This window comes from Rheinheimera salexigens (assembly GCF_001752395.1).
GTDB lineage: Bacteria > Pseudomonadota > Gammaproteobacteria > Enterobacterales > Alteromonadaceae > Alishewanella > Alishewanella salexigens.
This window is the reverse complement of the sequence record NZ_MKEK01000001.1, coordinates 2,598,548-2,619,349: the sequence shown is the minus strand read 5'-3', so window position 1 is coordinate 2,619,349 and position 20,802 is coordinate 2,598,548. Positions and strand designations below refer to the sequence as shown.

General features: G+C 42.7%; 21 protein-coding genes. 15 read left to right on the top strand and 6 right to left on the bottom strand.

All coding sequences use genetic code 11. From position 1 onward, the window contains the following. Positions 1-14: 14 nt before the first annotated feature. The 4 genes from BI198_RS11825 to gmhB are packed head-to-tail and all read left to right on the top strand — an operon-like array spanning position 15 to position 3,797. Entirely contained in the window at positions 15-584 is a 570-nt protein-coding gene (locus BI198_RS11825) for a D-sedoheptulose-7-phosphate isomerase (protein WP_070049730.1), read from the top strand. Next, complete coding sequence (hldE, locus tag BI198_RS11820; RefSeq protein WP_070049729.1) at positions 581-2,026, top strand: bifunctional D-glycero-beta-D-manno-heptose-7-phosphate kinase/D-glycero-beta-D-manno-heptose 1-phosphate adenylyltransferase HldE; 1,446 nt, start codon at positions 581-583, stop codon at positions 2,024-2,026. The genes BI198_RS11825 and hldE overlap by 4 nt, the downstream gene beginning before the upstream one ends. A 2-nt stretch (positions 2,027-2,028) precedes the next feature. Beyond that, a complete protein-coding gene (locus BI198_RS11815; RefSeq protein WP_070049728.1) occupies positions 2,029-3,180 on the top strand; it encodes a glycosyltransferase family 9 protein in 1,152 nt (383 codons plus the stop codon). Beyond that, entirely contained in the window at positions 3,180-3,797 is a 618-nt protein-coding gene (gene gmhB, locus BI198_RS11810; RefSeq protein WP_201243495.1) for a D-glycero-beta-D-manno-heptose 1,7-bisphosphate 7-phosphatase, read from the top strand. Before BI198_RS11815 ends, gmhB begins: the two co-directional genes overlap by 1 nt. 31 nt (positions 3,798-3,828) lie before the next feature. Here the strand turns inward: gmhB and umuC are convergent, their stop codons facing one another. Next, positions 3,829-5,106 (bottom strand): translesion error-prone DNA polymerase V subunit UmuC, encoded by a 1,278-nt coding sequence (gene umuC / locus BI198_RS11805; RefSeq protein ID WP_070050854.1) that lies wholly within the window; start codon positions 5,104-5,106, stop codon positions 3,829-3,831. A 39-nt stretch (positions 5,107-5,145) separates the two neighbouring features. Then, positions 5,146-5,574, bottom strand: a complete 429-nt coding sequence (gene umuD / locus BI198_RS11800; RefSeq protein ID WP_070049727.1) for a translesion error-prone DNA polymerase V autoproteolytic subunit — start codon at positions 5,572-5,574, stop codon at positions 5,146-5,148. Positions 5,575-5,797: 223 nt separating this feature from the next. Between umuD and BI198_RS11795 the strand changes: the two genes are divergently transcribed. Then, positions 5,798-6,490 (top strand): hypothetical protein, encoded by a 693-nt coding sequence (locus BI198_RS11795; protein ID WP_070049726.1) that lies wholly within the window; start codon positions 5,798-5,800, stop codon positions 6,488-6,490. 117 nt (positions 6,491-6,607) lie between these two features. Here BI198_RS11795 and BI198_RS11790 read toward each other — a convergent pair whose 3' ends face one another. From BI198_RS11790 to BI198_RS11775, 4 genes are all read right to left on the bottom strand, one after another. Then, complete coding sequence (locus tag BI198_RS11790) at positions 6,608-7,549, bottom strand: polysaccharide deacetylase family protein (RefSeq protein ID WP_070049725.1); 942 nt, start codon at positions 7,547-7,549, stop codon at positions 6,608-6,610. Further along, positions 7,546-8,490 carry a polysaccharide deacetylase family protein gene (locus BI198_RS11785; RefSeq protein WP_070049724.1) on the bottom strand — a complete coding sequence of 315 codons (945 nt, stop codon included), beginning with the start codon at positions 8,488-8,490 and terminating at the stop codon, positions 7,546-7,548. The genes BI198_RS11790 and BI198_RS11785 overlap by 4 nt, the downstream gene beginning before the upstream one ends. A gap of 14 nt (positions 8,491-8,504) precedes the next feature. Continuing rightward, entirely contained in the window at positions 8,505-9,170 is a 666-nt protein-coding gene (locus BI198_RS11780; protein ID WP_070049723.1) for an isochorismatase family protein, read from the bottom strand. 174 nt (positions 9,171-9,344) lie between these two features. Next, on the bottom strand, positions 9,345-9,722 hold the full coding sequence (locus BI198_RS11775) for a c-type cytochrome (protein ID WP_070049722.1): 378 nt from the start codon (positions 9,720-9,722) through the stop codon (positions 9,345-9,347). Between the two features lie 501 nt (positions 9,723-10,223). Here BI198_RS11775 and BI198_RS11770 point away from each other — a divergent pair. From BI198_RS11770 to BI198_RS11725, 10 genes are all read left to right on the top strand, one after another. Then, positions 10,224-10,997 carry an enoyl-CoA hydratase/isomerase family protein gene (locus tag BI198_RS11770; RefSeq protein ID WP_070049721.1) on the top strand — a complete coding sequence of 258 codons (774 nt, stop codon included), beginning with the start codon at positions 10,224-10,226 and terminating at the stop codon, positions 10,995-10,997. Continuing rightward, complete coding sequence (locus tag BI198_RS11765) at positions 10,997-11,410, top strand: PaaI family thioesterase (RefSeq protein ID WP_070049720.1); 414 nt, start codon at positions 10,997-10,999, stop codon at positions 11,408-11,410. Before BI198_RS11770 ends, BI198_RS11765 begins: the two co-directional genes overlap by 1 nt. Before the next feature lie 156 nt (positions 11,411-11,566). Continuing rightward, on the top strand, positions 11,567-12,502 hold the full coding sequence (locus BI198_RS11760; protein ID WP_070049719.1) for a DUF1838 family protein: 936 nt from the start codon (positions 11,567-11,569) through the stop codon (positions 12,500-12,502). A 186-nt stretch (positions 12,503-12,688) separates the two neighbouring features. Continuing rightward, positions 12,689-13,420 carry a DUF3108 domain-containing protein gene (locus tag BI198_RS11755; protein ID WP_070049718.1) on the top strand — a complete coding sequence of 244 codons (732 nt, stop codon included), beginning with the start codon at positions 12,689-12,691 and terminating at the stop codon, positions 13,418-13,420. Continuing rightward, a complete protein-coding gene (locus BI198_RS11750; RefSeq protein ID WP_070049717.1) occupies positions 13,417-14,613 on the top strand; it encodes a class I SAM-dependent methyltransferase in 1,197 nt (398 codons plus the stop codon). The genes BI198_RS11755 and BI198_RS11750 overlap by 4 nt, the downstream gene beginning before the upstream one ends. Before the next feature lie 54 nt (positions 14,614-14,667). Then, positions 14,668-15,060 carry a hypothetical protein gene (locus BI198_RS11745; RefSeq protein WP_070049716.1) on the top strand — a complete coding sequence of 131 codons (393 nt, stop codon included), beginning with the start codon at positions 14,668-14,670 and terminating at the stop codon, positions 15,058-15,060. Between the two features lie 6 nt (positions 15,061-15,066). Continuing rightward, a complete protein-coding gene (locus tag BI198_RS11740) occupies positions 15,067-16,569 on the top strand; it encodes an MmgE/PrpD family protein (protein WP_070049715.1) in 1,503 nt (500 codons plus the stop codon). Next, positions 16,556-17,932 carry an MmgE/PrpD family protein gene (locus BI198_RS11735; RefSeq protein WP_070049714.1) on the top strand — a complete coding sequence of 459 codons (1,377 nt, stop codon included), beginning with the start codon at positions 16,556-16,558 and terminating at the stop codon, positions 17,930-17,932. The genes BI198_RS11740 and BI198_RS11735 overlap by 14 nt, the downstream gene beginning before the upstream one ends. Continuing rightward, the gene (locus BI198_RS11730; protein WP_070049713.1) at positions 17,929-19,329 is read left to right on the top strand and encodes a phenylacetate--CoA ligase family protein; all 1,401 of its coding nucleotides are present in this window, start codon (positions 17,929-17,931) and stop codon (positions 19,327-19,329) included. The genes BI198_RS11735 and BI198_RS11730 overlap by 4 nt, the downstream gene beginning before the upstream one ends. Before the next feature lie 39 nt (positions 19,330-19,368). Beyond that, positions 19,369-20,760 carry an amidase gene (locus tag BI198_RS11725; RefSeq protein ID WP_201243493.1) on the top strand — a complete coding sequence of 464 codons (1,392 nt, stop codon included), beginning with the start codon at positions 19,369-19,371 and terminating at the stop codon, positions 20,758-20,760. The last annotated feature ends 42 nt before the right edge of the window (positions 20,761-20,802 follow it).

The window sequence follows — 20,802 nt, the reverse complement described above, 5'->3', positions numbered from 1 at the left end:
ATGGAAATACATAAATGATTACTTCTAGTTACTTTGCTGCACTGGAGCGGCATCGTAGTGTTTTTTCTATCGTTGAGCAGTATGCACAACAAGCAGAACAGTTATTAACGGTTGTGAGTAACAGCTTAAAGCGCGGTGGCAAGGTTATTTGGATGGGTAATGGTGGCAGTGCAGCGGATAGCCAACACTTAGCGGCAGAATTTATGGTCCGCTACAAGCTAGATCGTTCGCCTTTAGCTTCTATTGCGTTAACCACGGACAGCTCTATTTTAACCGCTCACTCTAATGATTATCAGTTTGCGACGGTTTTCTCGCGACAAGTTCAGGGTTTGGCTAAGCCAGAAGATGTAGTGATTGGTTTAACCACCTCAGGGCAAAGTGAAAATATTAATCTGGCATTAGCCGCGGCTAATCAGCTGGGCGCTTATACCGTGGCCTTTACGGGCCGTGATGGCGGCAAAGTTAAAGATATTGCCCAACTGCCTATTATTGTGCAATCCGAGGAAACCGCTCGCATCCAAGAGGTGCATATGTTTATCGGTCATTGGCTATGCGAAGCCTTAGACTTGGAGCTAGCCTTATGATTGATATCACTAAACTGAATAATTTAGCCAAAGCGCGCGTGTTAGTTGTGGGTGACGTGATGCTAGATCGCTACTTTAATGGCGACTCACAGCGAATCTCACCTGAAGCGCCGGTACCGGTAGTTAATGTCAATAAAATTGAAGATATCGCCGGTGGCGCTGCTAACGTGGCGCGAAATATTGCCTATTTAAATGGCAAAGCGGGGCTAATCGGTTTGATTGGCGATGATGCCGAAGGTAGAAGCCTAACGGCTATGCTTGCAGCCGATGGTGTGGAATCAGGTTTAGTATCGCAGCCTGATTTACCGACCATCACTAAAATGCGCGTTATTTCACGGCATCAACAAATTGTGCGCTTAGACATTGAACAAAAATTTAGCCCAGCACATAGCCAAGTATTAGCCGACAAGTTTAGTCGCTTATTAGCAAATTATGATTTTGTGGTAATGAGCGATTATAACAAAGGCGCTTTGCATACGGTATCTAGGATGATCCAAGTGGCCAAAGCGGCGGGTAAAACGGTATTGGTTGATCCTAAACATGCGGATTTTTCAGTGTATCGTGGCGCTGATATTATCACGCCAAATTTAACAGAATTTAAACTCGCAGGTGGCGATGTTAGTAGTGATGCCGCCATTTGCAGTTCGGCGCGTGCCATGCTGCAGCAATCTGGCATTGCCGCTATGGTGTTAACTCGCTCAGAGCAGGGCATGACCTTGATAACTGCGGATGACTGCCAGCATTATCCAGTACAAGTATTAGAAGTGACAGATGTTACCGGTGCCGGTGATACGGTAATTGCAACGCTGGCTGCAATGTTAGCCGCAGATATGCCATTAGCACATGCAGTTGAAACGGCAAATTTAGCGGCCGGTATTGTTGTGGCTAAACTTGGCACTACTGCGGTAACGGTAACTGAATTAGCCGCTAAAATTAATAAGTATCTGTTTTCGCAAGGCGACATTTATCAAACCCCGTTTGATAAAGTACTTAAGCATATTCAGTTTGCCAAACAAAACGGCGAGCGCATTGTTTTTACTAACGGCTGTTTTGATATTTTACATGCCGGTCATGTTCGTTATTTAGCTCAAGCCAAAGCGCTGGGTGATCGCTTAGTGGTGGGCTTAAATAGCGATGCCTCTATCTCACGTTTAAAAGGTGCTAGTCGGCCTATTAATACCTTACAAGACAGAGCAACGGTACTGGCGAGTCTAGCGAGTGTCGATTGGATCTTACCTTTTGGGGATATCCCTAGCGAGCAAGATACGCCACTAGAACTTATTTTAATGGTGCAACCTGATGTGTTAGTTAAAGGCGGTGATTACAGCATTGAGACTATTATTGGTGCTGAGCAAGTTATCAGTGCCGGTGGTGAAGTTAAAGTACTGCAATTTGTTGATGGTTGTTCAACCAGCGCCATAATTAAGAAAATTCAGGGATAACGATGGTGCAATATTCCTCAAAACTTGGTTTGAATGCCATCACGCCTCCAGAGTCTATTTGCATTTTACGCTTATCGGCTATTGGTGATGTGTGCCATGCGGTGGCAGCAGTGCAAGCGATACAGCGCTATTATCCTGCCGCGCAGATCACGTGGATCTTGGGTAAAGTTGAGGCCATGTTACTCAAGGATTTACCGGGCGTAGAGTTTATAATTTTTGATAAAAAATGTGGCTTAAAGGCGTATCGTAATTTACAGCACAGCTTACAAGGCCGACAGTTTGATGTCTTATTGCATATGCAAGTAGCGCTGCGGGCCAATATAGCCTCGTTAGTGATTAAAGCTAAACGCAAAATAGGTTTTGATAAAGCTCGGGCTAAAGAGCTGCATGGTTTATTTATGCGCGAAAGTATCGAGGCGCAAAGTAAGGCCCATGTATTAGAAGGCTTCGCCGCTTTTGCCCGTAAAATTGGCGTGCCATTTTTGCAAAATGCCGCTGATAAACCACAATGGCAAATGCCCATAGCTGAGGCGGATATTGCTTGGGCCGAGACAACACTGCAATCTGAACAAGCGTTACAGTTAAATCGAGATAGAATAAAGCGAGATAAAAGTCACGCTGACAACCATCGCGGTTTTTTAGTGATTTGCCCTGCAGCATCTAAAGCCGAGCGCAACTGGTTAGCCGAGCGTTATGCCGCGGTGGCTGACTATGCCACTAAGCTTGGCTTTCAAGTGGTGCTTTGTGGCGGGCCAACAGCGATGGAGCAACAATTACGTGATGACATTGTTGGTTATGCCCAAGCGAGTGTTGTTGATTTAGTGGGTAAAACCAATTTAAAGCAGTTGTTAGCTATACTAAAAACAGCTGCGGTTGTCATTGCGCCAGATACCGGACCCGCCCATATGGCGGTAACAGTAGGCACGCCGGTAATAGGCTTATATGCTCATAGTAATCCGGCGCGAACCGGGCCGTATTTATATCAACATTATGTAGTAGAGGTTTATCATCAAGCTTTATTGCAACAAACCGGCAAAACAGCGGCTGAACAAAAGTTTGGCAAGCGGGTTAAGGGCGAGCATTTAATGGCTAATATTCAAATCGCACAAGTAACAACCATGCTGGATACGGTTATTAAACAACAAGGATTGTAATGACAGAGCCTAATGTAAAATTAGCAATAGCAACACAAGCTAGTGTAGATGATGAAATAGCCAGTGGGCTGCATAAAGCCGCCTTCATTGATCGTGATGGGGTGATTAATATAGATCATGGCTATTTATATCTACCAGAGCATTTTGATTTTATTGATGGTGTCTTTGCTGCTTGTCGGCATCTGCAGGCTTTAGGCTATTTACTGATTATTGTTACTAATCAATCAGGCATTGCGCGCGGTTATTATTCCGAACACCAGTTTGCCTTATTAACTAGCTGGATGAAGCAACAGTTTGCCGATGAGGGCATCAAAATAGATGCCGTCTATTACTGTCCACATCATGCTGAAAAAGGCCTAGCCCCGTATAATATTGATTGCGAATGTCGCAAGCCTAAAGCGGGTATGTTGCAACAAGCCATACGTGACTACGCTATCAATCCTCAACAAAGCCTAATGCTGGGTGATAAAAGCTCTGATATGCAAGCGGCGTCTGCGGCTCGCATTGGCCGTAAAATTTTAGTGTTATCTGGCCAAGAATTAACCCCAGAGCAGCAACAAACTGCGGATGAGATTTGGCCATCGCTTGCCGCAGCAATAATTCAAGTAAAAGAGTAAGTAGTCTAGGCAAAACCTACTGTAGCTAGTGTTATTTTACGATGGGTAAATCACGCCAATTAGTGGTGTAAGCGGGCGATAGGTGTTCACGCTTCATACTCCACGCTTGTTTCACGCCTTGGCTAGCAAACCAAATGGTTTTATCTTGTTTAGCATTTAAGTTGTCTATTAGCTGCATCAGTTTATGGTTGGCTTGTTGCTTATCCGCTGGTGCTGTAAACAGGTTAAGTTGGTGTTGGCCGGGATTATAAAAATCTGTCAGCATGACACCAGCCTTGGCATAGCTAAAATTATTAACCCACAACATATCTAATAGTTGCTTAGCTTTAGCTAAAAACACTCGGGTGTCGCTGCTAGGGGTGTCTAGGGCGATACTTTTACTATTACTAAATAGGTCATGTTGTTGGTTAAAAGCGCTAGTGCGAATAAACACCGTTAAGTATTTTGCCTCTTGCTTTTGCTGGCGCAATTTTTTACAGGCTAGGCTGACGTATTCGCTGATCGCTTGCTGCATTTGTTCTTTACAAGTAATACGCTGGCCAAAAGAGCGACTACTAATAATTTGTTGTTTGGTCGGTATTACCTGCTCTAACTCTATGCAAGACTCGCCATTAAGCTCGCGTACTGTGCGCTCGACGACGACAGAAAAATGCTGACGAATATACTTAGCATCTGCATCGGCAAGTTGTAGCGCAGTGGTTATGCCTAATAGCTCTAAGCGTTTACTCAGTTTACGGCCTATACCCCAGACTTCATTTACCGGTACTAACGCGAGTAGTTTACGTTGGCGTATGGGATCGGTTAAATCCACCACTCCTGCAGTTTTTTGCCATTTCTTTGCCGCATAATTGGCCAGTTTAGCTAAGGTTTTGCTTGGCGCTATGCCGACACAAACCGTAATACCCACCCAATTTTGTACTTTATCACGCAGCATCAGGCCAAAATCATTCAAGTTTTGCAGTGGCTCAATACCGGTTAAATCGACAAAAGCTTCATCAATGGAATACACTTCAACCGCTGGGGTTAAGCTTTCTAAGGTGCTCATTACCCGCTGCGAAATATCAGCATACAGGGCATAGTTAGATGAAAACGCGACTATGCCATGCTGGCGCATCTCTTTTTGTACTTTAAATAACGGCACACCCATTTTAATACCTAGTTGCTTGGCTTCTTTGGAACGTGCAACAATACAGCCGTCGTTATTTGATAGTACGACTACTGGGGTATTGGCTAAGTCGGGTCGAAATAGCTTTTCACAACTGGCATAGAAGTTATTACAATCGACTAAGGCAAAAATGGTGCTTGGCATACTCTTATTTTTAATACTGTTACTTTTCATCACAGCCAATTAGCGCTTTATCTGCCGAATAACATTGGTCACTACGCCAAAAATATCCAATTCATCGCCTTCAGTTAAGCTAATAGGCGGGTAAGCTTTATTGCGAGCAATAAGCTGCAAGCTAGGTTTAGTACAAAGTTGCTTGACGGTAAATTCACCACTCACCGCAGCAACCACAATATCGCCATGTTGGGCCTTTATTGAACGATCAACCACTAATACATCATCCTCGATAATACCGGCTTCAATCATAGAGTTACCTTCAACTCGAACAAAAAAAGTGGCATTAGGGTGGCGAATACATAGCTCATTTAAATCTAAGGTGCGTTCAATATAATCTTGTGCCGGAGACGGAAAACCGGCTTGAATTTTACTACTAAAAAAGGGGATGGCTAATTTTTGGGTGCTATAAGCATTAGCAATAAAAATGGCTGACATAGAAACCTCTATACATGTATATAAATACAGTATAATGGTTTTTATTAATATCACCTAACGGGCTGGGGATTATTTTCAATCACAAATCTGCCTAAGCAATTGCCTTTTATCAATGCATCTAGTTGCTGCTGTTTGGCTAAAGCCGCTTTTGACTTCTGTCAATGATGAACCAAGATAGCCTGCATTATTCTGCCAAGGAAATAACCAATAATAAGGCCTAATAATGGATTTTCTTGTAACGTATGAATTACCAATACTACGTTGGCTGCATATTGTGGCTATGGTGTACTGGCTTGGTGGTGAATGGGGAGTATTCCAAACGTCTTACAATGTCATTAATCGTAAGTTAGCGATGAGCGAACGTAAGCGCCATATGGAAACTGCGTACCGCATTGATATTCTTGCCCGTACCGGGATTTTATTACTGTTTCCATTAGGTTTCCATATGGGTAATCTATGGGGCGTGCAACCTTACGGTGGCCCATGGTTAATGGGAATGTGGGTTTTCTTTGGTTTATGGTTAGCGCTATGTTGGTCAGCGTTTTTCTATCGTGAGTCAGATACCGGTTTAAAATTAACCAAGGCGGATGAGTCTATTCGTTACTTTGTGATACCGGCTTTAGCAATTGCCTCTATAGCGTCATTAATGGGCGAAGGGCCGTTTAATGCTGCTGATGGCCAAAAATGGTTTTCGATTAAAATATTGTTATTTTCTATGGCGTTAGTTATCGGCCTGTTATTACGCTTTATTATGCGGGAATGGACAGAATTATTCCGTAAATTAGCCCAAGAAGGTGAAAACCAAGAAGTGGAAGATAGGTTAGAGCGCAGTATCCGTTTTGGTCGCCGTTTAGCGTATTGTTATTGGGTGATTATTTTAACCGTAGGTTTCTTTGGTGCCGTTAAACCACTATAAGTCTTACTATATAGCTATGATATCTAAAGCATAAAAAAAGCCCCAACTTAAGTTGGGCTTTTTTTAATGGCGCTGTCTTAAAAAGTATAGGCACGTACCATAGCCCCGTGAAAATAACTAACTTTTCGCCACAGTCTGCTGCTCAGAAAAAGCGTGTAAGATATCGCTAGCCGAAGCGCTCCAAATGGGCTGCTGGCTTAAGCGCGATAATATTTGTTCAAAGTACTGAATACGATGAGGTTGACCCAGCAGCCAAGGATGAATATTTAAGGTTAGCATTCGGCCACCTTGTGTAGCGGCTTCTTGCAGTAAAAAATCGCATGCATCGTTTATTTGCTCAACGTAAGACGCTTCACTATGTAGGTTATTACCCAGTATATAAAAGTCTTCTAATTCGGTTGAAAGCGGCATAGCCCATAAATTCTCTTGTTTAAAACGGTAGGGCATATCGTCATTTACCCAGTCAGCACAGTAACTAATGCCATTTTCAGCCAATAACGCTAGGGTGTTTTGACTTTGGTTTCTTGCTGGGCTGAGCCAACCGGTTACGGCTTGGCCGGTTAAGTCTCTTAATTGATTAACCGAACGAGAAATCAGTTCAGACTCGTCGGCTCGGTCCATTTTGCCGTGATGCAGGCTATCCATGTTCCAGCCATGACATAACACTTCGTTACCACGCGATTTTAGTAACTGCACTAAGTATGGTGTACGCACTGCGAGTTCTGTATTAACCGCAAATGTCGGTGTGATATTAAACTTATCTAATGCTTTTAATATTCTAAATAAGCCAACCCGATTACCATAATCACGCAGACTATAATGGCGTAAATCGGGGTAGGGCATAGTCATACCACCGGGAACTTTAAATGGCACACCTTTTTGATTTAGCGGGAAAAACTCTAAATTAATATTCACCCAAACCGCTAAGGGTTTATTGTTAGGCCATTGCACTTTTGGCCTATCCGTTAGCATTGACCAGTTGTATAAATCGTGGTCCATGCCATACCGGCGCAATGGATAGTGTAAGGGGCTATTGGGGTCGAACACTTTATCTGTCATTTATTGGCTCCTAACTTAGCGCTGATATCGGCCAAGGCAGCATCGTAATAATGTTCGTGATAATAATCAGCAATTTCACGTCCTGTTGTCACCCAAACATCAGGATGACTAGTGATATAATCCAACGCTTCCTCAAATGCCTTCATTCTGTGTGGGCAGGCAACTTGATAGTTATGGGTGGGTATACACATGATGGTGCCGGACTCTTCGCCCTCTTGATATAAACGATCAAAATTATCTTTTAACATTTGACCATAGCGACGCGGCTCTACTTTGTTTACTACATAAGCGATGGTGTCGTTCATTTCTAGGGAGTAAGGTATAGACACAAAACGCTTATCACTGCGCAGCTTAATAGGAGTAGGTTGGTCATCATGAAATAAATCGCAGGTATAAAACCCAGCGTTATTACCAAACAGTTCGGTGCCAACTTCGGCAAATAAATCTAAGGTTAATTCTGAATGCGACAGTGCTGGCGCAAGATAACCGGCGCAATGTTGGCCAGTGTGACGATAAATGGTTTCCATAGAATCGCGGATCATTTCGCGTTCTTGTTGCTCAGATAAACCATAAGTATAACGGGTGTTATAAATACCATGACTGAAAAACTCCCAGTTACGCTCTTTACACATCTGAATAATTTCTGGATGGTGATCACATAAAGCGGTGGATAAACTTATCGAACCACGGATACCATATTTATCGAGTAATGCCATTTGGCGCTGGTGGCCGACACGGTTACCATAATCGCGAATACCATAACCTTGTATCGCAGGGTAAGGCTGAGGCCAGGCTTTTCTATGCGGGTTTTCTGGCGGATTCAACTCATAAAACTCGATATTGGGTGCAACCCAAAAAGCCAGTTTTTTGCCATCGGGCCAACGGATTTTCGGCCTATCTTGATAGGGCCAGTAATCATAAAAGCCTGGATCTGCTTTCATTGTATTCTCCTGCCTTATTGTTGTTGCTTAAGCCAATCTAGCACTTCAGACACGTCTAATACGTCAGCATACTTTAATGCCATATCGGTTAGGTTGGCGTAATGATAGCTTTCATGCTTATCAGCCACACATTCTTCAGGCACTATGGTGCGATAACCACGAGATAATGAATCCACAGCAGTAGCGCGAATACACCCAGACGTAGAGCCACCGGTAATAATTACAGTATCGGCTTGGTGCCAGGTTAGTAATGATTGTAATTGAGTTTCAAAAAAAGCTGAGGGCATTTTTTTGCAGTAAACAACATCACGTTTTTCGTCGATTTGTACTCGATCATCAAACTCTGAGCGCTCTGAATTAAATTTAATATTTTGTAGCGAGTCAGGAGTGTCAGTACGGGTGCCCCAAATACCAGCATCTTCGCCTGAATCCATATAAGCAACATAAGTCCAAACTACCGGCCAACCTAAGCGACGACATTCAATCGCTAATTGGTTCATATAATCAATTTGATTCGGGTCGGTTTCATAAGCCGTAGCGAACTTGCCCACAGCGGTATAGGCTTTTTGTGGATCTACATTGACTAAAACGGCTTTTTTACCAAAACCAAAGCGTTTTCTAGCAGGATTGTTTTTTACATCTAAATAAATTTCTTTAGCGGTTTTATTTGAAGTTTGCATTTTACACCTGTAATAGCAGACATAGGTGCTAAAATACTACGACAATGTGGCTAGCTACCAATTGACAAATATCAGACTAAGCAAAAATTATAATGCGTGCACAGTGAAGTGCACGCATTATAACAAAGCTAAGGATTTAAATAGGCACTCAAAACTAAAGCCTAAAAACTAGTTTTACTTTGCCGGTAAAACAGAAAAATACTTGGCTAATAAGTCAACATCGGCATCAGATAAGGCTTTCGCCTGCGGTGACATTAGCGGGTTAACTTTTTCACCTGTGCGATAGGCTACTAGTAATTGCTTTAATTCAGCAGCATCACGGCCCGCTAAAGACGGGTACATAGCAACATTAGAAATACCTTGTAGACCATGACAGGCCGTACAACTTATCGCACGACTTTTACCTTGATTAAGCAACTGTTGTTTTGCTACTACTGCGGGGTCGGCTACTGCAGTTGCTGAGGCACTAACTTGCGCGCTGCTATCTGTTGGCTCAGAGCAACCTGTCACTAAGATGCTAACAGCCGCTAAGATTAAAGATAATTTTTTCATAGTTAGACCTTTATATTTTTTATGCTGTCATTATTGTTGTTCTAATACTTTATCTAATACTTTATCTAATACTTTATCTAATACTAAGGCCTTTAAATTGATAGAGCGTTGCTTTGTATCAATTTATAGCTATCGTTTGCATATTACTTTGAAATATTTAATTCTTCTACTCTACTTTTAGCCGTCTTGGCTCGATAGAGTCATGCATTAATACTAAATCTACTTTACAGTTAACCAGTTCATCTGCGTTATATGTGATTTCTGGCTAGCTTTAGTAACTATCTTTTGCGTGAGTGTTTGCGCTGGCATTTTATACTCAGACATAGCTGTGCCTTTACCTAATTGCTGTTGCTTTTGCTTTCTGGCAAATCAACCAGCATTGAAATGTTGTCAGCAACCTTTGCAACGTGGTATCACAATAAATGAATCGTTAGTGTTATGGTATCCGCTAAAGCACTGAATTGGCCTATAAACGAATTTCAACTATGAGAATTTTGATAAATGTCAACAATTACGCTGAGTGTAGCCGGCAAAATTGCCAAAATAACCATCAATAGAGCCGATAAGCGCAATGCGCTGAATAAAGCTATGTGGCAGCAATTAGCTGATTTTTGTGATCAATTAGCCAATGATATTAAGCCACGTGTTGTAGTGATCCAAGCCGAGGGCGACAAAGCTTTTAGTGCCGGTGCGGATATTGCCGAACTAACAGAAATGCTAGCGTCACCTGAGTTATTACAACAAAACAACGATATTGTGCAGCAAGCACAGTTAAAGTTGCAGCGCTTACCTTGCGTAACGATAGCGGCCATAAATGGCGCCTGTTTTGGCGGCGGCTTAGGTATAGCCTTGTGTTGTGATTTTAGAATTGCTGCTAGCCATGCCACTTTTGCCATCACGCCAGCCAAACTAGGCCTATTGTACAGTATTGAAGATACGCAGCGCTTAGTACAAACCGTTGGTTTAGCCACCGCTAAAGCCATGTTGTATTTAGGTAAAGCGCAAACTGCAGAACAAGCCATAAATAATAAACTTATTCATCAAGTGGTTGCAGCAAACGAGTTAGATTCGGCAGTACAAAGCTTTATTCATGACATAGTTGCTGCTAGTGGTAGTGCAATCCAAGGCATGAAGCAAACCTTAGCTTATTTAATGGACGATCCAACATTGCAACAAGCAGAAATACGCCAGTTATCTAAGCAAGCATTTGATTCAAAAGATTTTAAAAAAGCATCGCAGGCTTTTATTACTAAAACCAAAGTGGAGTTTGATTAATGAGCAAGTTAGCAAGCCTTGGCTATACACTATGTGAAGACATGCAAGGTTTTAGCGCTATAGCGGGGCCGTATTACGAAAAAACGGAGCTGGGGGTTGTAACCCGGGCGCTAGAAATAACCGAGCAGCATTTAAATCCTCAAGGTGTAGTACACGGCGGCGTATCGTTAGCTATGATGGATTTTGTGATTTATCGCGCTATAGGTGATGAACTCACGCATGATAAACAGTTTGCCACTATTCAATTAAATACTAACTTTTTAGCCGCAGTAAAACTTGGCGATGTAGTTTATGGTCGCGGTCGCATTCAGCGTAGTACTCGGTCAGTCATTTTTGCCGAAGGCGAACTTTATACCGAAACGCGCTCTACCATGCAGGGTACTGGTATTTGGAAAGTGCTAGGTTCTAAATAAGAGGCTAAATAAAAGCGCTAAGTTTATAAAAAAGTTACTGGAAATAAATTATTATTTGCCAGCAGCTTAACTAATATTTCTGCAGCTTTGACTTATATCAAAGCTAGTTGCTTCTGTTTCAATCTACTCTGATAATTCTATTAAGGGAGCAAAAACATGCAGAATAGCAAGCATACAAAAGTAAGACCGTTACGCATACTGTCATTAGCGGTTGGCTTAACGTCATTAATGAGTTTTCAGCTAAATGCAGCACCTATTGATTTAAATACCCCAGATGGTGCTACCACCGTCTCGCGAAAAATTCAGTGTTCAACTGTTGATGACAAACCGGTATTTTTTAGCTGGGATGGTAAGTTGTTTTCTCGTCGTATGGGTGAGCCAGACCAGCATTTGTTTGATGTTGAAGGTTATAGTGTCCGAGCTTGTGCTACCGTTGACGGTGGTAAAAAAGGTAAAAGCTTTAAGTTAGTGACTCGAGAAATTTTACTTTATAAAGATAAAAAAACTGGCAAGCCTCTTAAAACTTGGCTTAATCCTTGGACAAATGAAGAAGTAGACGTATTCCAAGTATTAAACGATCCTGTTAATCAACCGGTTAGATTTAACCGCGATGAAAACGGTAAAGTTTTACCTTATGCGGCTAAATTTATGGCTAAACAACAAGATGACCGCTGGTGGCTAACCTTACCGGTACCGTTGTTTTATCATAATCCGCTTGCAGGTGATTATCAGAAACAAGTCGGCGGCGTATACCATGCCACAGAGTTATTTAACTTCTTAGGCGATATCGACAGCCTAGTAGATGAAAAAACAGATACAGCTGATGTACAAGTTGGTTGGGTCAGAATTTCAGATTGGCTACCGTTTATGATGATGAGTGGTCGTGAAGGCGGTATATATATTCATGCTGCGGGTCGTAAAATTGCCAAGTTTGACGATGTGAGTGACACCATGAAAACGTTTATTGCTGCAGAAGCACCAAAGTATAGTGTGCCACCACCAACCAATGATACTAGACCAAATGATACTAGCTGGACGACTTATAAAAAGGATGTACCAGGTGCACCATTTGTATCACCAAAGAGTCATTAAAAGCTAAGTCTACTTGCCTGATTACAGTCAAGTTTAAGCTTAGTGTAAATGTGTAAGCCCGTGTAATAATGCGGGTTTTTTTATTCCTATCCGTAAATTTACAGTTATTGATAAAGATCAACGCATCTTTGCAATCCTCGCTCCACTATGAAGTTAATAAGGCTATTAGCTGATTAGGAGTATCGAATGAAACATAGAACTATCCAAGGCACCATACTTTATACCAGTAAAAAACCTGAACGTATGGATCAAGAACGGGGTCGAGAGTTCTTTAGTATTACTACCCAGTCTGATGACGTAAAAGTATTACATGCTCATTGTGAAATTGATGACGCACCTAATGTGGTGCGTGACGTTATTCTAGCCATGAACCCAGATGCCAGCCCAATAGATTGTAGTGTGCGCATTAGCGTTGGTGATAAATATGAAGGCTCGGGCTGGATGCGTTTCACGCCAAATTATGTTGAGTGTGAAAGTCATAATCAGCGCGATGGTCGTATTACGCAAAAAGTAGATATTTCGACGCCAGTAAAATGGTTGCAAGCACACCCTATCGTGGGTGACGCATTATTAATGCGCATGTACGATTTAAGCCAAGGTCCGGGTAAAACCTTCTTCCCCGATCTATTCTTAACTTCTCCTGATCACCGTGGCGCGACTGGACCATTACTGTTTAAAACCGGTTTTGGCATTCGGTATGTTGGTGAAGAAACTATTACGGTAAAAGCGGGTACTTTTAAAGCTCGGCATTTTCAGGTGGTGGATACGGCCGGTAATTTACCTGAAGAGCATCCTCCTTATAATCTGTGGTGTACCGCTGATGATGATTACTTGTTTTTAAAGGCGGGCGTAGAAGGTTATATGCAAACTTTTTATGAGCTAGTTGAATATAAAATTACCGAGAGAGGACAGTCATGAGTAATGTAAAGACACTGCCTTCATGGCGAGCGCTCACCCAACATGGCGTCATGCCACAAGCTAATCACGATGAAGTCGCGCGTTTAAACGTATTAACCCATTTAAACCTGCATTTAAGTAGCCGGGTGATACCGGGGTTACGCCAAGTGTATGACAAACATGTTCATCCTGCTTTTGTTAAAGAGCACGGGCGTGAGCCAGAAACACGACATGAAGTACGCAAAGTGATGATGGAAGATGGCTATTGCCAATTGTGGAGCGCACTTAGGCGTAACACTATGGAAATGCGTCATCAGACAGGTAGAGCAATGGTATTACGCCAAGCAGATGCTTTGTCTAAAAAAGTAGAACAGTTGAATAAAGGTTGCGATACGTTACAACTTGACTCAACAATTGAAGTACCTGTCAATATTAGTCAAGTTGATATTCACTGCCAGCCAGGTTGTTATTACCAAGAGTATTTTGACCAAGATGTCACCGTAGCTGCTAGCTATGATGTCGGTTTATTTGTTACCACAGCCGGTTTACTCGGTGGATTAAGTGACGGTGGTGGCCAAGCCATAGCTAACTGGCTTAAAAGCGAACACCCTAATTTTAAACCTAAGCGTATTTTAGATCTGGGTTGTACGGTTGGTCATAATGCAGTACCCCTTGCCCAAGCGTTTCCAGATGCAGAAGTTATTGCTATTGACGTTGCTACGCCCTGTTTACGTTATGCCCATGCTCGTGCTAAATCGCTGGGTGTTGATAACATTAGCTTTGTCCAAGCTAATGTTGAATCTTTACCGCAGTACGCAGATGAAAGCTTTGATCTTATTACTTCAGCCATGTTTTGGCATGAAGCATCACATAAAATGCTGCCAAAAGCATTAAAGACAGTACAGCGTTTACTAAAGCCTGAAGGTTTAACAATTCACTTAGAGCAACCGCAATATCACGGTAAAAGTGTTTTTGAACAGTTTATGCGTGATTGGGATACTTATTACAACAACGAACCGTATTGGGGGCCTATGCATGATCTGGATCTTGCCGAGCAACTAGATAAGGCCGGTTTTGATGGTTCAGCCATGTTTGAAATTGGTGTGGTCGCTAAAGTTGATGAGAAAATTTTTGGTAAATCTGCAGCCGGTGATTCAGGCGAAGATTTCGGCCGTGCACCAGTCTGGAATGCTTTTGGTCTCTGGAAAAAATAAGCCGCTAGGTTTACAACGAGTAAAAAGCAGCTGACAGCATTGAGGAACAGAATAATGACAAGTGCGAATACAAGTACCAAAAAAAGTAGCGCCGATATAGATATTTTAGATTTAGCCGGCACTAAGGCAAAAGGGCAACGGCCTTATTTTTTAGCGGATAAACAGGTTGAGCAAGTGCTGTCTATTGCTATGGCCGTAGCAACAGAACTGGCTGTTACGCGCGAGCGCTTAGCTAGTTTAGAAGCGGTATTAGCCGAAAAAGGCATTATAAGTGCAGATGCCATTGAGCAATTTACTCCTACTGCTAAGCATACCGCCGCTAGAAGTCTAGATACTCAAGAATACCTTGCCCGCATTTTACGTATTGTGCAGCAAGATAAAGAAGAGGTAAGTCAGGATGACAAATCGATGGAACAGTTACAACGTGAACTTACCCAGACCGATTAGTCGTAGATGAAAAAATTTAACACAGAACCTACGGCGGGCACCTTAACCGAACAGTTAGTGGCCCAGCTGCTACATAAGCCTATAACTACCGCCGATCGCCAACGTAGTGCTTTGCATGTCATAGATTGGCTAGCCTGTGTTGCCGGTGGTGCAACGGCAGAAGTGGCTAAAGCTTTTGCAAGTCAGCTAACGTTTATTAACAACAGCGCGGCAACAGCCAGTCCACAGGCAACTGCTACAGCATTATGGCAGGGCAAAACCGATTGGCAATCAGCACTGCAATATAATGCGGCACTAGGTAACGTGCTAGAAATGGATGATGTCCATCGCAGTTCAATATTACATGCGGGGCCTGTGGTAATTCCTGCAGCATTAGCCATGGCAGAGCATTGTCAGGCGAGTCTCGACCAGTTTTTAGATGCAGTTATTTTAGGTTACGAAGTCACTATTCGCATTGGTCAAGCCATTGGCCGGAGCCATTATCGTTATTACCACAATACGTCTAGCTGTGCTGCTTTTGGCGCCGCGCTGGCAGCGGGTTTTTTGCTTAAATTAACACCGCAGCAATTAGTTTGGGCTTTGGGTAATACCGGAAGCCGTACTGGTGGTTTGTGGCAAATGCGCCATGAAGACGTTATGACTAAACAGTTTCATAATGCAGAGGCCAGCAAAAGTGGTGTGCAAGCTGCGTTACTGGCTAAAGCCGGATTAACCGGGCCTGCGGCTATTTTAGAAGGGCCGCAAGGCTTATTCGCTGCAACGTCAAATGATGCCACACCTGAAAAAGTGCTGGCAACGAGCGCACATTGGTTAATGCACGATTGTACGTTTAAACCCTGGCCTGCGTGTCGGCATGCCCACCCCGCAATGGATGTGGTGATCCAAGCGTTTGGCCAAAATACTGATGTAGACTTAAATGAAAATATAGAAAGCAAAGGCTTAAAGTATAAAGACCTAAGCGTGACTGTTCAGCAAATTAATATCGGTTGCTACCAAGATGCTTTAACCTTTTGTGACCGGCCCGAGCCTCAAACCGTGTTGCAAGCTAAGTTTAGTATTCAGCATGCCGTAGCTTGTTTATTGGTTTTTGGCGAGCCAAAGCTTTGGCATTATCAGGCAGAGGCTAGAGCTGATAAAAGAGTAGCAGCCATGCGGCGCAAAATAACATTGTTTTTAGATGCTGATATCGAAGCTAATTATCCGACGCATTATGGTGCCAGTGTTCGTATTCGGCTAACGTCTGAGCCGCATACTATTAGCTACCAACATCAAGATACTTTAGGCGATCCAGAGCGACCGCTTAGTCAGCAGCAAATAATGGAAAAAGCTGATTATTTATTTAAACACAATGGCTTAACGTTAGCGCAACGCCAACAGTTATTATCGTTTAACTGGTTTAGCCAAAATGACTTGTCGGCGTTAACCCAGTTATTGTTGCCCAGTTCTGAAAAAACAACTAAAAGCGTTATGCACCAGGCTACGCAACGAGGTGCGCATGACCGCGATTAAAGCATTATTACAGCATATTGAAACAGTACGTTATGCCGACTTGCCGCCACAGACTATAGCAGCAGCAAAAACCTTTATTTTTGACTCTATCGCGGTGGGTATTAGTGGCAGTAGAGTGCCAACGGTTAGCCAAGTTAAGCAAGCAGCGAGTAACTGGGGCGATGCTAAACAAGCTCAGGTTTGGGCAACCGGTGAGTGGCTACCCGCCGGTAATGCCGCGCTTGTTAATGGTTTTCAAATACATAACCAAGAGTGGGATGCAGTGCATGAAAAAGCCGTAGTTCATCCAATGGCCACTATATTGTCAGCGTTAACAAGTTACGCTCAACAGCATAACTTAAGTGGTGAGCAGCTAATTTTAGGCATTGTAGTCGCGGTAGATGTTGCCACTTGTATAGGCAGTGCGGTGACCTCGGGGCTGAAATTTTTTCGACCCTCCATGTGTGGCGCCTTAGGTGTTACTGCAGGTATCTGCGCCATGCAGCAGTTTAAAGGTGACGTATTAGCCAACGCTATGGGCATTAGCTACAGCCAGCTTAGTGGCACTATGCAGGCGCATGTTGAAGGCTCTGGCATGTTGGCGATGCAAATAGGCATAAATGCCCGTTCGGCTATGCATGCGGTAGACTTAGCGCAGGCCGGATTTTCTGGTCCTAAAGATATTTTAGAAGGGCCTTTTGGTTACTTTAGGTTATTTGAAGATACCCACGATATCGACTTATTTTATCAGCGCTTAGGCAAACAGTTTCAAATTGAACGTGTTAGCCATAAACCTTTTCCTACCGGTCGTGCAGGTCATGGCTGTATCGATGGTTTACTAACGTTGCAACAGCAGCACGGTTTCAGTAGTGAGCAAATTCAACATATTCATGTATTAGCTCCGCCGCTTATTATGCGATTAGTCGGTCGGCCGCTTAAAGCGAATATGGACAGCAGTTACGCTAAGTTATGCCAAGGCTATATAGCCGCTATCGCCTTACAAAACGGTGATGTGGGTGTCGAAGATTTTTCAGCACAAGCGTTAACTAATCCAGACACCTTAGCTTTAGCCGCTAAAGTGAGTATGCAATTAAACGATTGCCAAGATCCTAATGCACTAGCGCCTGTTCGGGTTGAAGTTACCTTAACTGATGGCCGTTTTTTGCACATAGATTTACCGGCTGTATTAGGCCATCCCGATAGACCTTTAAGTAAAGAGCAGCAAGTAAAGAAGTTTTGGGCTGCTTGTCGTAGTGCTATTTATCCTTTTTCTGATGATGCTATTAGCAAATTGATAAATGCCATAGACGAATTAGAACAAATCTCAAATATTAATAATCTAGTCCAATTAATGATTTATACCGAAAGTAGAGGCATTTTATGAGTTACCCCAATTATCTGCAATCTTTTGACATCAATAAGATGCTTGAGGACTACCCGTTAGGTGATGAATTACTGCAACGCTTTAAAGGCATGTCTAAAGCAGAGCTAAAAAAATTACAAAATGAACGCTTTTTAGAAGTAATGGAGAAAGCGTGGACTATCCCATTTTATCAGCGGATTTGGGGTGATGCTGGCGTTAAGCAGCAAGATATTAAGTCATTAGATGACATTACTAAATTACCGTTAATTTCTAAAAGTGACATTATGGATAGTGTTGAACGCTTTCCACCTTTTGGCGACTTTCATGGTTTAGATAATATCGCGCCTGAAAACCGACCGCCCATTGTATTTCATACCACCAGTGGCACCACAGGTACCCCGCAGCCATTATTATTTGGTCCTAAAAGCCGTGAAATCCAATCTTTATTAGTCGGTCGTAGCTACCGTTTTATGGGGCTTAAACCGGCGTCAACTATTCAGTCTTGTTATGGTCACGGTATGATTAATGGCGGCCACTATATTCGTGAAGCGGTCACCCATTATACTAACTCTATTTTCTTATCTGCTGGTACCGGTGTCGAAACCCGCTCAGTTCAACAAGTTAACTTGATGAAAACCTTTGGTGTTAACGTGTTAGTTGGCTTTGTCGACTATATAAAACGTTTATCCGATGTAGCTAAAGAAGAAGGTATCGTGCCGGGTAAAGATATCAAAATTGATATGATTATTGGTCACTTAGGCATGGAAAGTCGCGATGCTATTTCTAAAGCTTGGGGCGGTGCTGAACTGTTTGATTGGTATGGCGTAGGTGATACCGGCACTATTGCTGCTGAAGGACCAGACCACGATGGTATGCATGTTTGGGAAGATGCTCAATATTTAGAAATTCTAGATACCGAAACCAATGAAGTCGTTGTTCCTGGTACGGTAGGTAATATGGTGGTTACCTGTTTATATAAAGACGATGTTTATCCTATTATTCGTTTTAATACCCATGATATTACTGAAGAGTTATTAACTGAAAATAAAATTGGCTTCCCGTTTAAACGTATACGTGGCTTTATGGGACGTTCTGACAATATGGTTAAATTGCGTGGTATCAACATTTATCCGCAAGGCGTTGGCCCTATGCTGGAAGAACGCAAAGAATTTTTAGGCGAGTTTATTTGTAAAGCCATACGTGACGAAACCGGTCGTGATGAGTTAATTGTTTATGTTGAAGTAGATGTAAAACCAGAGGCGCGTGCTAGTTTATTGCCAGAATATAAAGCATTGCTAAAACAAAAAATTGGTATTGAAGTTGGCGTAGAGCTTGTAGGTGAAGGGGAATTGACGGCATTAACCCAAGTTGATGTGCGGCAAAAACCGATTCGCTTACTCGATGAGCGAGTAATGTAATATAGCTCGTGAAATAGGCTATTAAGTGGGTCTTTAAGTATGTCGATAAGTGATACTAAGAACATTGATTTAAGTTTACTTAGCCTTGATTTTACCGCGCTAAGTAAGCTAATCAGCCAGGGGCAGATTTCTGCCGCTGAGCTGTTTGCGCAGCATCAACAAGCTGCAGTTAAGCTAAACCCCGCTTTAAATGCATTTATTAATATTAATACCTCTAAAAATAGCGAAGGCCCAAACCTAACAGGTGCTTTGCATGGTTTAGCCTTGGGTGTTAAAGATAATATAGATGTTAGTGACCTGCCAACAACGGCAGGGCTGGAAATACGCCGTCATCATTTACCCGATAACGATGCTTTTGTTATTAGCCAACTAAAGCAAGCGGGTAGTGCGATTGTAGGCAAATTGAATATGCATGAAGGTGCCTTAGGTGCGAGTAATCATAATGCCCATTTCGGCCATTGTTATAATCCGCATCAACTAGGCTATACGCCTGGTGGCTCTTCCGGCGGCTCAGGTGCTGCCGTTGCAGCATGCATAGTGCCCATTGCGCTGGGTACCGACACTATGGGATCAGTACGAATTCCAGCATCTTACTGTGGCGTCTTTGGTTTAAAACCCAGTCGTGGTGCCGTCAGTAATAGAGGCAGCGTGCCTTGCGGTAAAGTATTAGACTCTATAGGGCCTTTAGCCCGTTCGGTACGAGATTTACAACTCATTTATCCGTATATGGTGGCGTATGACGCTGCTAGTATCAGTTCAGAGCGAATGGTTTTTACACCTTATGCGCCTAAAAAGCCGGTATTGTTAGTGCCAGATGATTTGCAGGCGTTTAATGTTGATGCCTCTATTATTAGCGATTTCAACGCTAATTTAGCAGCTTGGCAAGATCTAGGTTGTGAAATTCGTTATTTTCAACTGGCTGATTTTGACACCACTAAAGCACGCCGCGCCGGTTTACTAATCTGCGAAGCGGATATGCGCATTGAATATGCAGCCGAATGGAAAAATAAGCGCGAGTTGTTCTCCAATTACCTATCAGCATTGCTAAGTTTTATTGATACAAAATCTGCATTAGATTTAACTAAAGCTCATGATGTTGTTACGTTAGCTAAATTACAAGCTCGTAGCTGGTTAGAACAAGGTGATTATTTATTATTACCCACCACCTTACAGCGAGCATTTAACATGCAAGATGCAATACCGGCTAATCAGGCAGACTTTACCAGTATTGCCAATTTTGCTGGCTTGCCCGCGTTATCTCTGCCGATGCTTTCCTCTGCATCGACTTCTTCTTTCCAGCTGCCAGCAGGTATGCAGCTAGTGGGTAAAGTTGGCAGTGATTTTGAATTACTAGATTTAGCCGCTAAGTGGCAACAATTAACCGACTATAACTATAATGTTAACAGTGCGATTAAAGCTTTATATCAGTAAGGGTAGCCATGCTGAAGAGGTGCTAACCCGTATCGCAGATAC

Bases quoted from the DNA above. Each gene is read 5' to 3' on its own strand.
- umuD (WP_070049727.1), bottom strand. From the start codon at position 5,574: ATGTCAGCCATTTTTATTGCTAATGCTTATAGCACCCAAAAATTAGCC.
- BI198_RS11765 (WP_070049720.1), top strand. From the start codon at position 10,997: ATGAGCAAGTTAGCAAGCCTTGGCTATACACTATGTGAAGACATGCAA.
- BI198_RS11725 (WP_201243493.1), top strand. From the start codon at position 19,369: ATGTCGATAAGTGATACTAAGAACATTGATTTAAGTTTACTTAGCCTT.
- BI198_RS11755 (WP_070049718.1), top strand. From the start codon at position 12,689: ATGAAACATAGAACTATCCAAGGCACCATACTTTATACCAGTAAAAAA.
- BI198_RS11730 (WP_070049713.1), top strand. From the start codon at position 17,929: ATGAGTTACCCCAATTATCTGCAATCTTTTGACATCAATAAGATGCTT.
- hldE (WP_070049729.1), top strand. From the start codon at position 581: ATGATTGATATCACTAAACTGAATAATTTAGCCAAAGCGCGCGTGTTA.
- BI198_RS11750 (WP_070049717.1), top strand. From the start codon at position 13,417: ATGAGTAATGTAAAGACACTGCCTTCATGGCGAGCGCTCACCCAACAT.
- BI198_RS11780 (WP_070049723.1), bottom strand. From the start codon at position 9,170: ATGCAAACTTCAAATAAAACCGCTAAAGAAATTTATTTAGATGTAAAA.
- BI198_RS11740 (WP_070049715.1), top strand. From the start codon at position 15,067: ATGAAAAAATTTAACACAGAACCTACGGCGGGCACCTTAACCGAACAG.
- BI198_RS11815 (WP_070049728.1), top strand. From the start codon at position 2,029: ATGGTGCAATATTCCTCAAAACTTGGTTTGAATGCCATCACGCCTCCA.
- BI198_RS11825 (WP_070049730.1), top strand. From the start codon at position 15: ATGATTACTTCTAGTTACTTTGCTGCACTGGAGCGGCATCGTAGTGTT.
- BI198_RS11775 (WP_070049722.1), bottom strand. From the start codon at position 9,722: ATGAAAAAATTATCTTTAATCTTAGCGGCTGTTAGCATCTTAGTGACA.
- BI198_RS11760 (WP_070049719.1), top strand. From the start codon at position 11,567: ATGCAGAATAGCAAGCATACAAAAGTAAGACCGTTACGCATACTGTCA.
- BI198_RS11745 (WP_070049716.1), top strand. From the start codon at position 14,668: ATGACAAGTGCGAATACAAGTACCAAAAAAAGTAGCGCCGATATAGAT.
- BI198_RS11785 (WP_070049724.1), bottom strand. From the start codon at position 8,490: ATGAAAGCAGATCCAGGCTTTTATGATTACTGGCCCTATCAAGATAGG.
- BI198_RS11770 (WP_070049721.1), top strand. From the start codon at position 10,224: ATGTCAACAATTACGCTGAGTGTAGCCGGCAAAATTGCCAAAATAACC.
- BI198_RS11795 (WP_070049726.1), top strand. From the start codon at position 5,798: ATGGATTTTCTTGTAACGTATGAATTACCAATACTACGTTGGCTGCAT.
- gmhB (WP_201243495.1), top strand. From the start codon at position 3,180: ATGACAGAGCCTAATGTAAAATTAGCAATAGCAACACAAGCTAGTGTA.
- umuC (WP_070050854.1), bottom strand. From the start codon at position 5,106: ATGCCAAGCACCATTTTTGCCTTAGTCGATTGTAATAACTTCTATGCC.
- BI198_RS11790 (WP_070049725.1), bottom strand. From the start codon at position 7,549: ATGACAGATAAAGTGTTCGACCCCAATAGCCCCTTACACTATCCATTG.
- BI198_RS11735 (WP_070049714.1), top strand. From the start codon at position 16,556: ATGACCGCGATTAAAGCATTATTACAGCATATTGAAACAGTACGTTAT.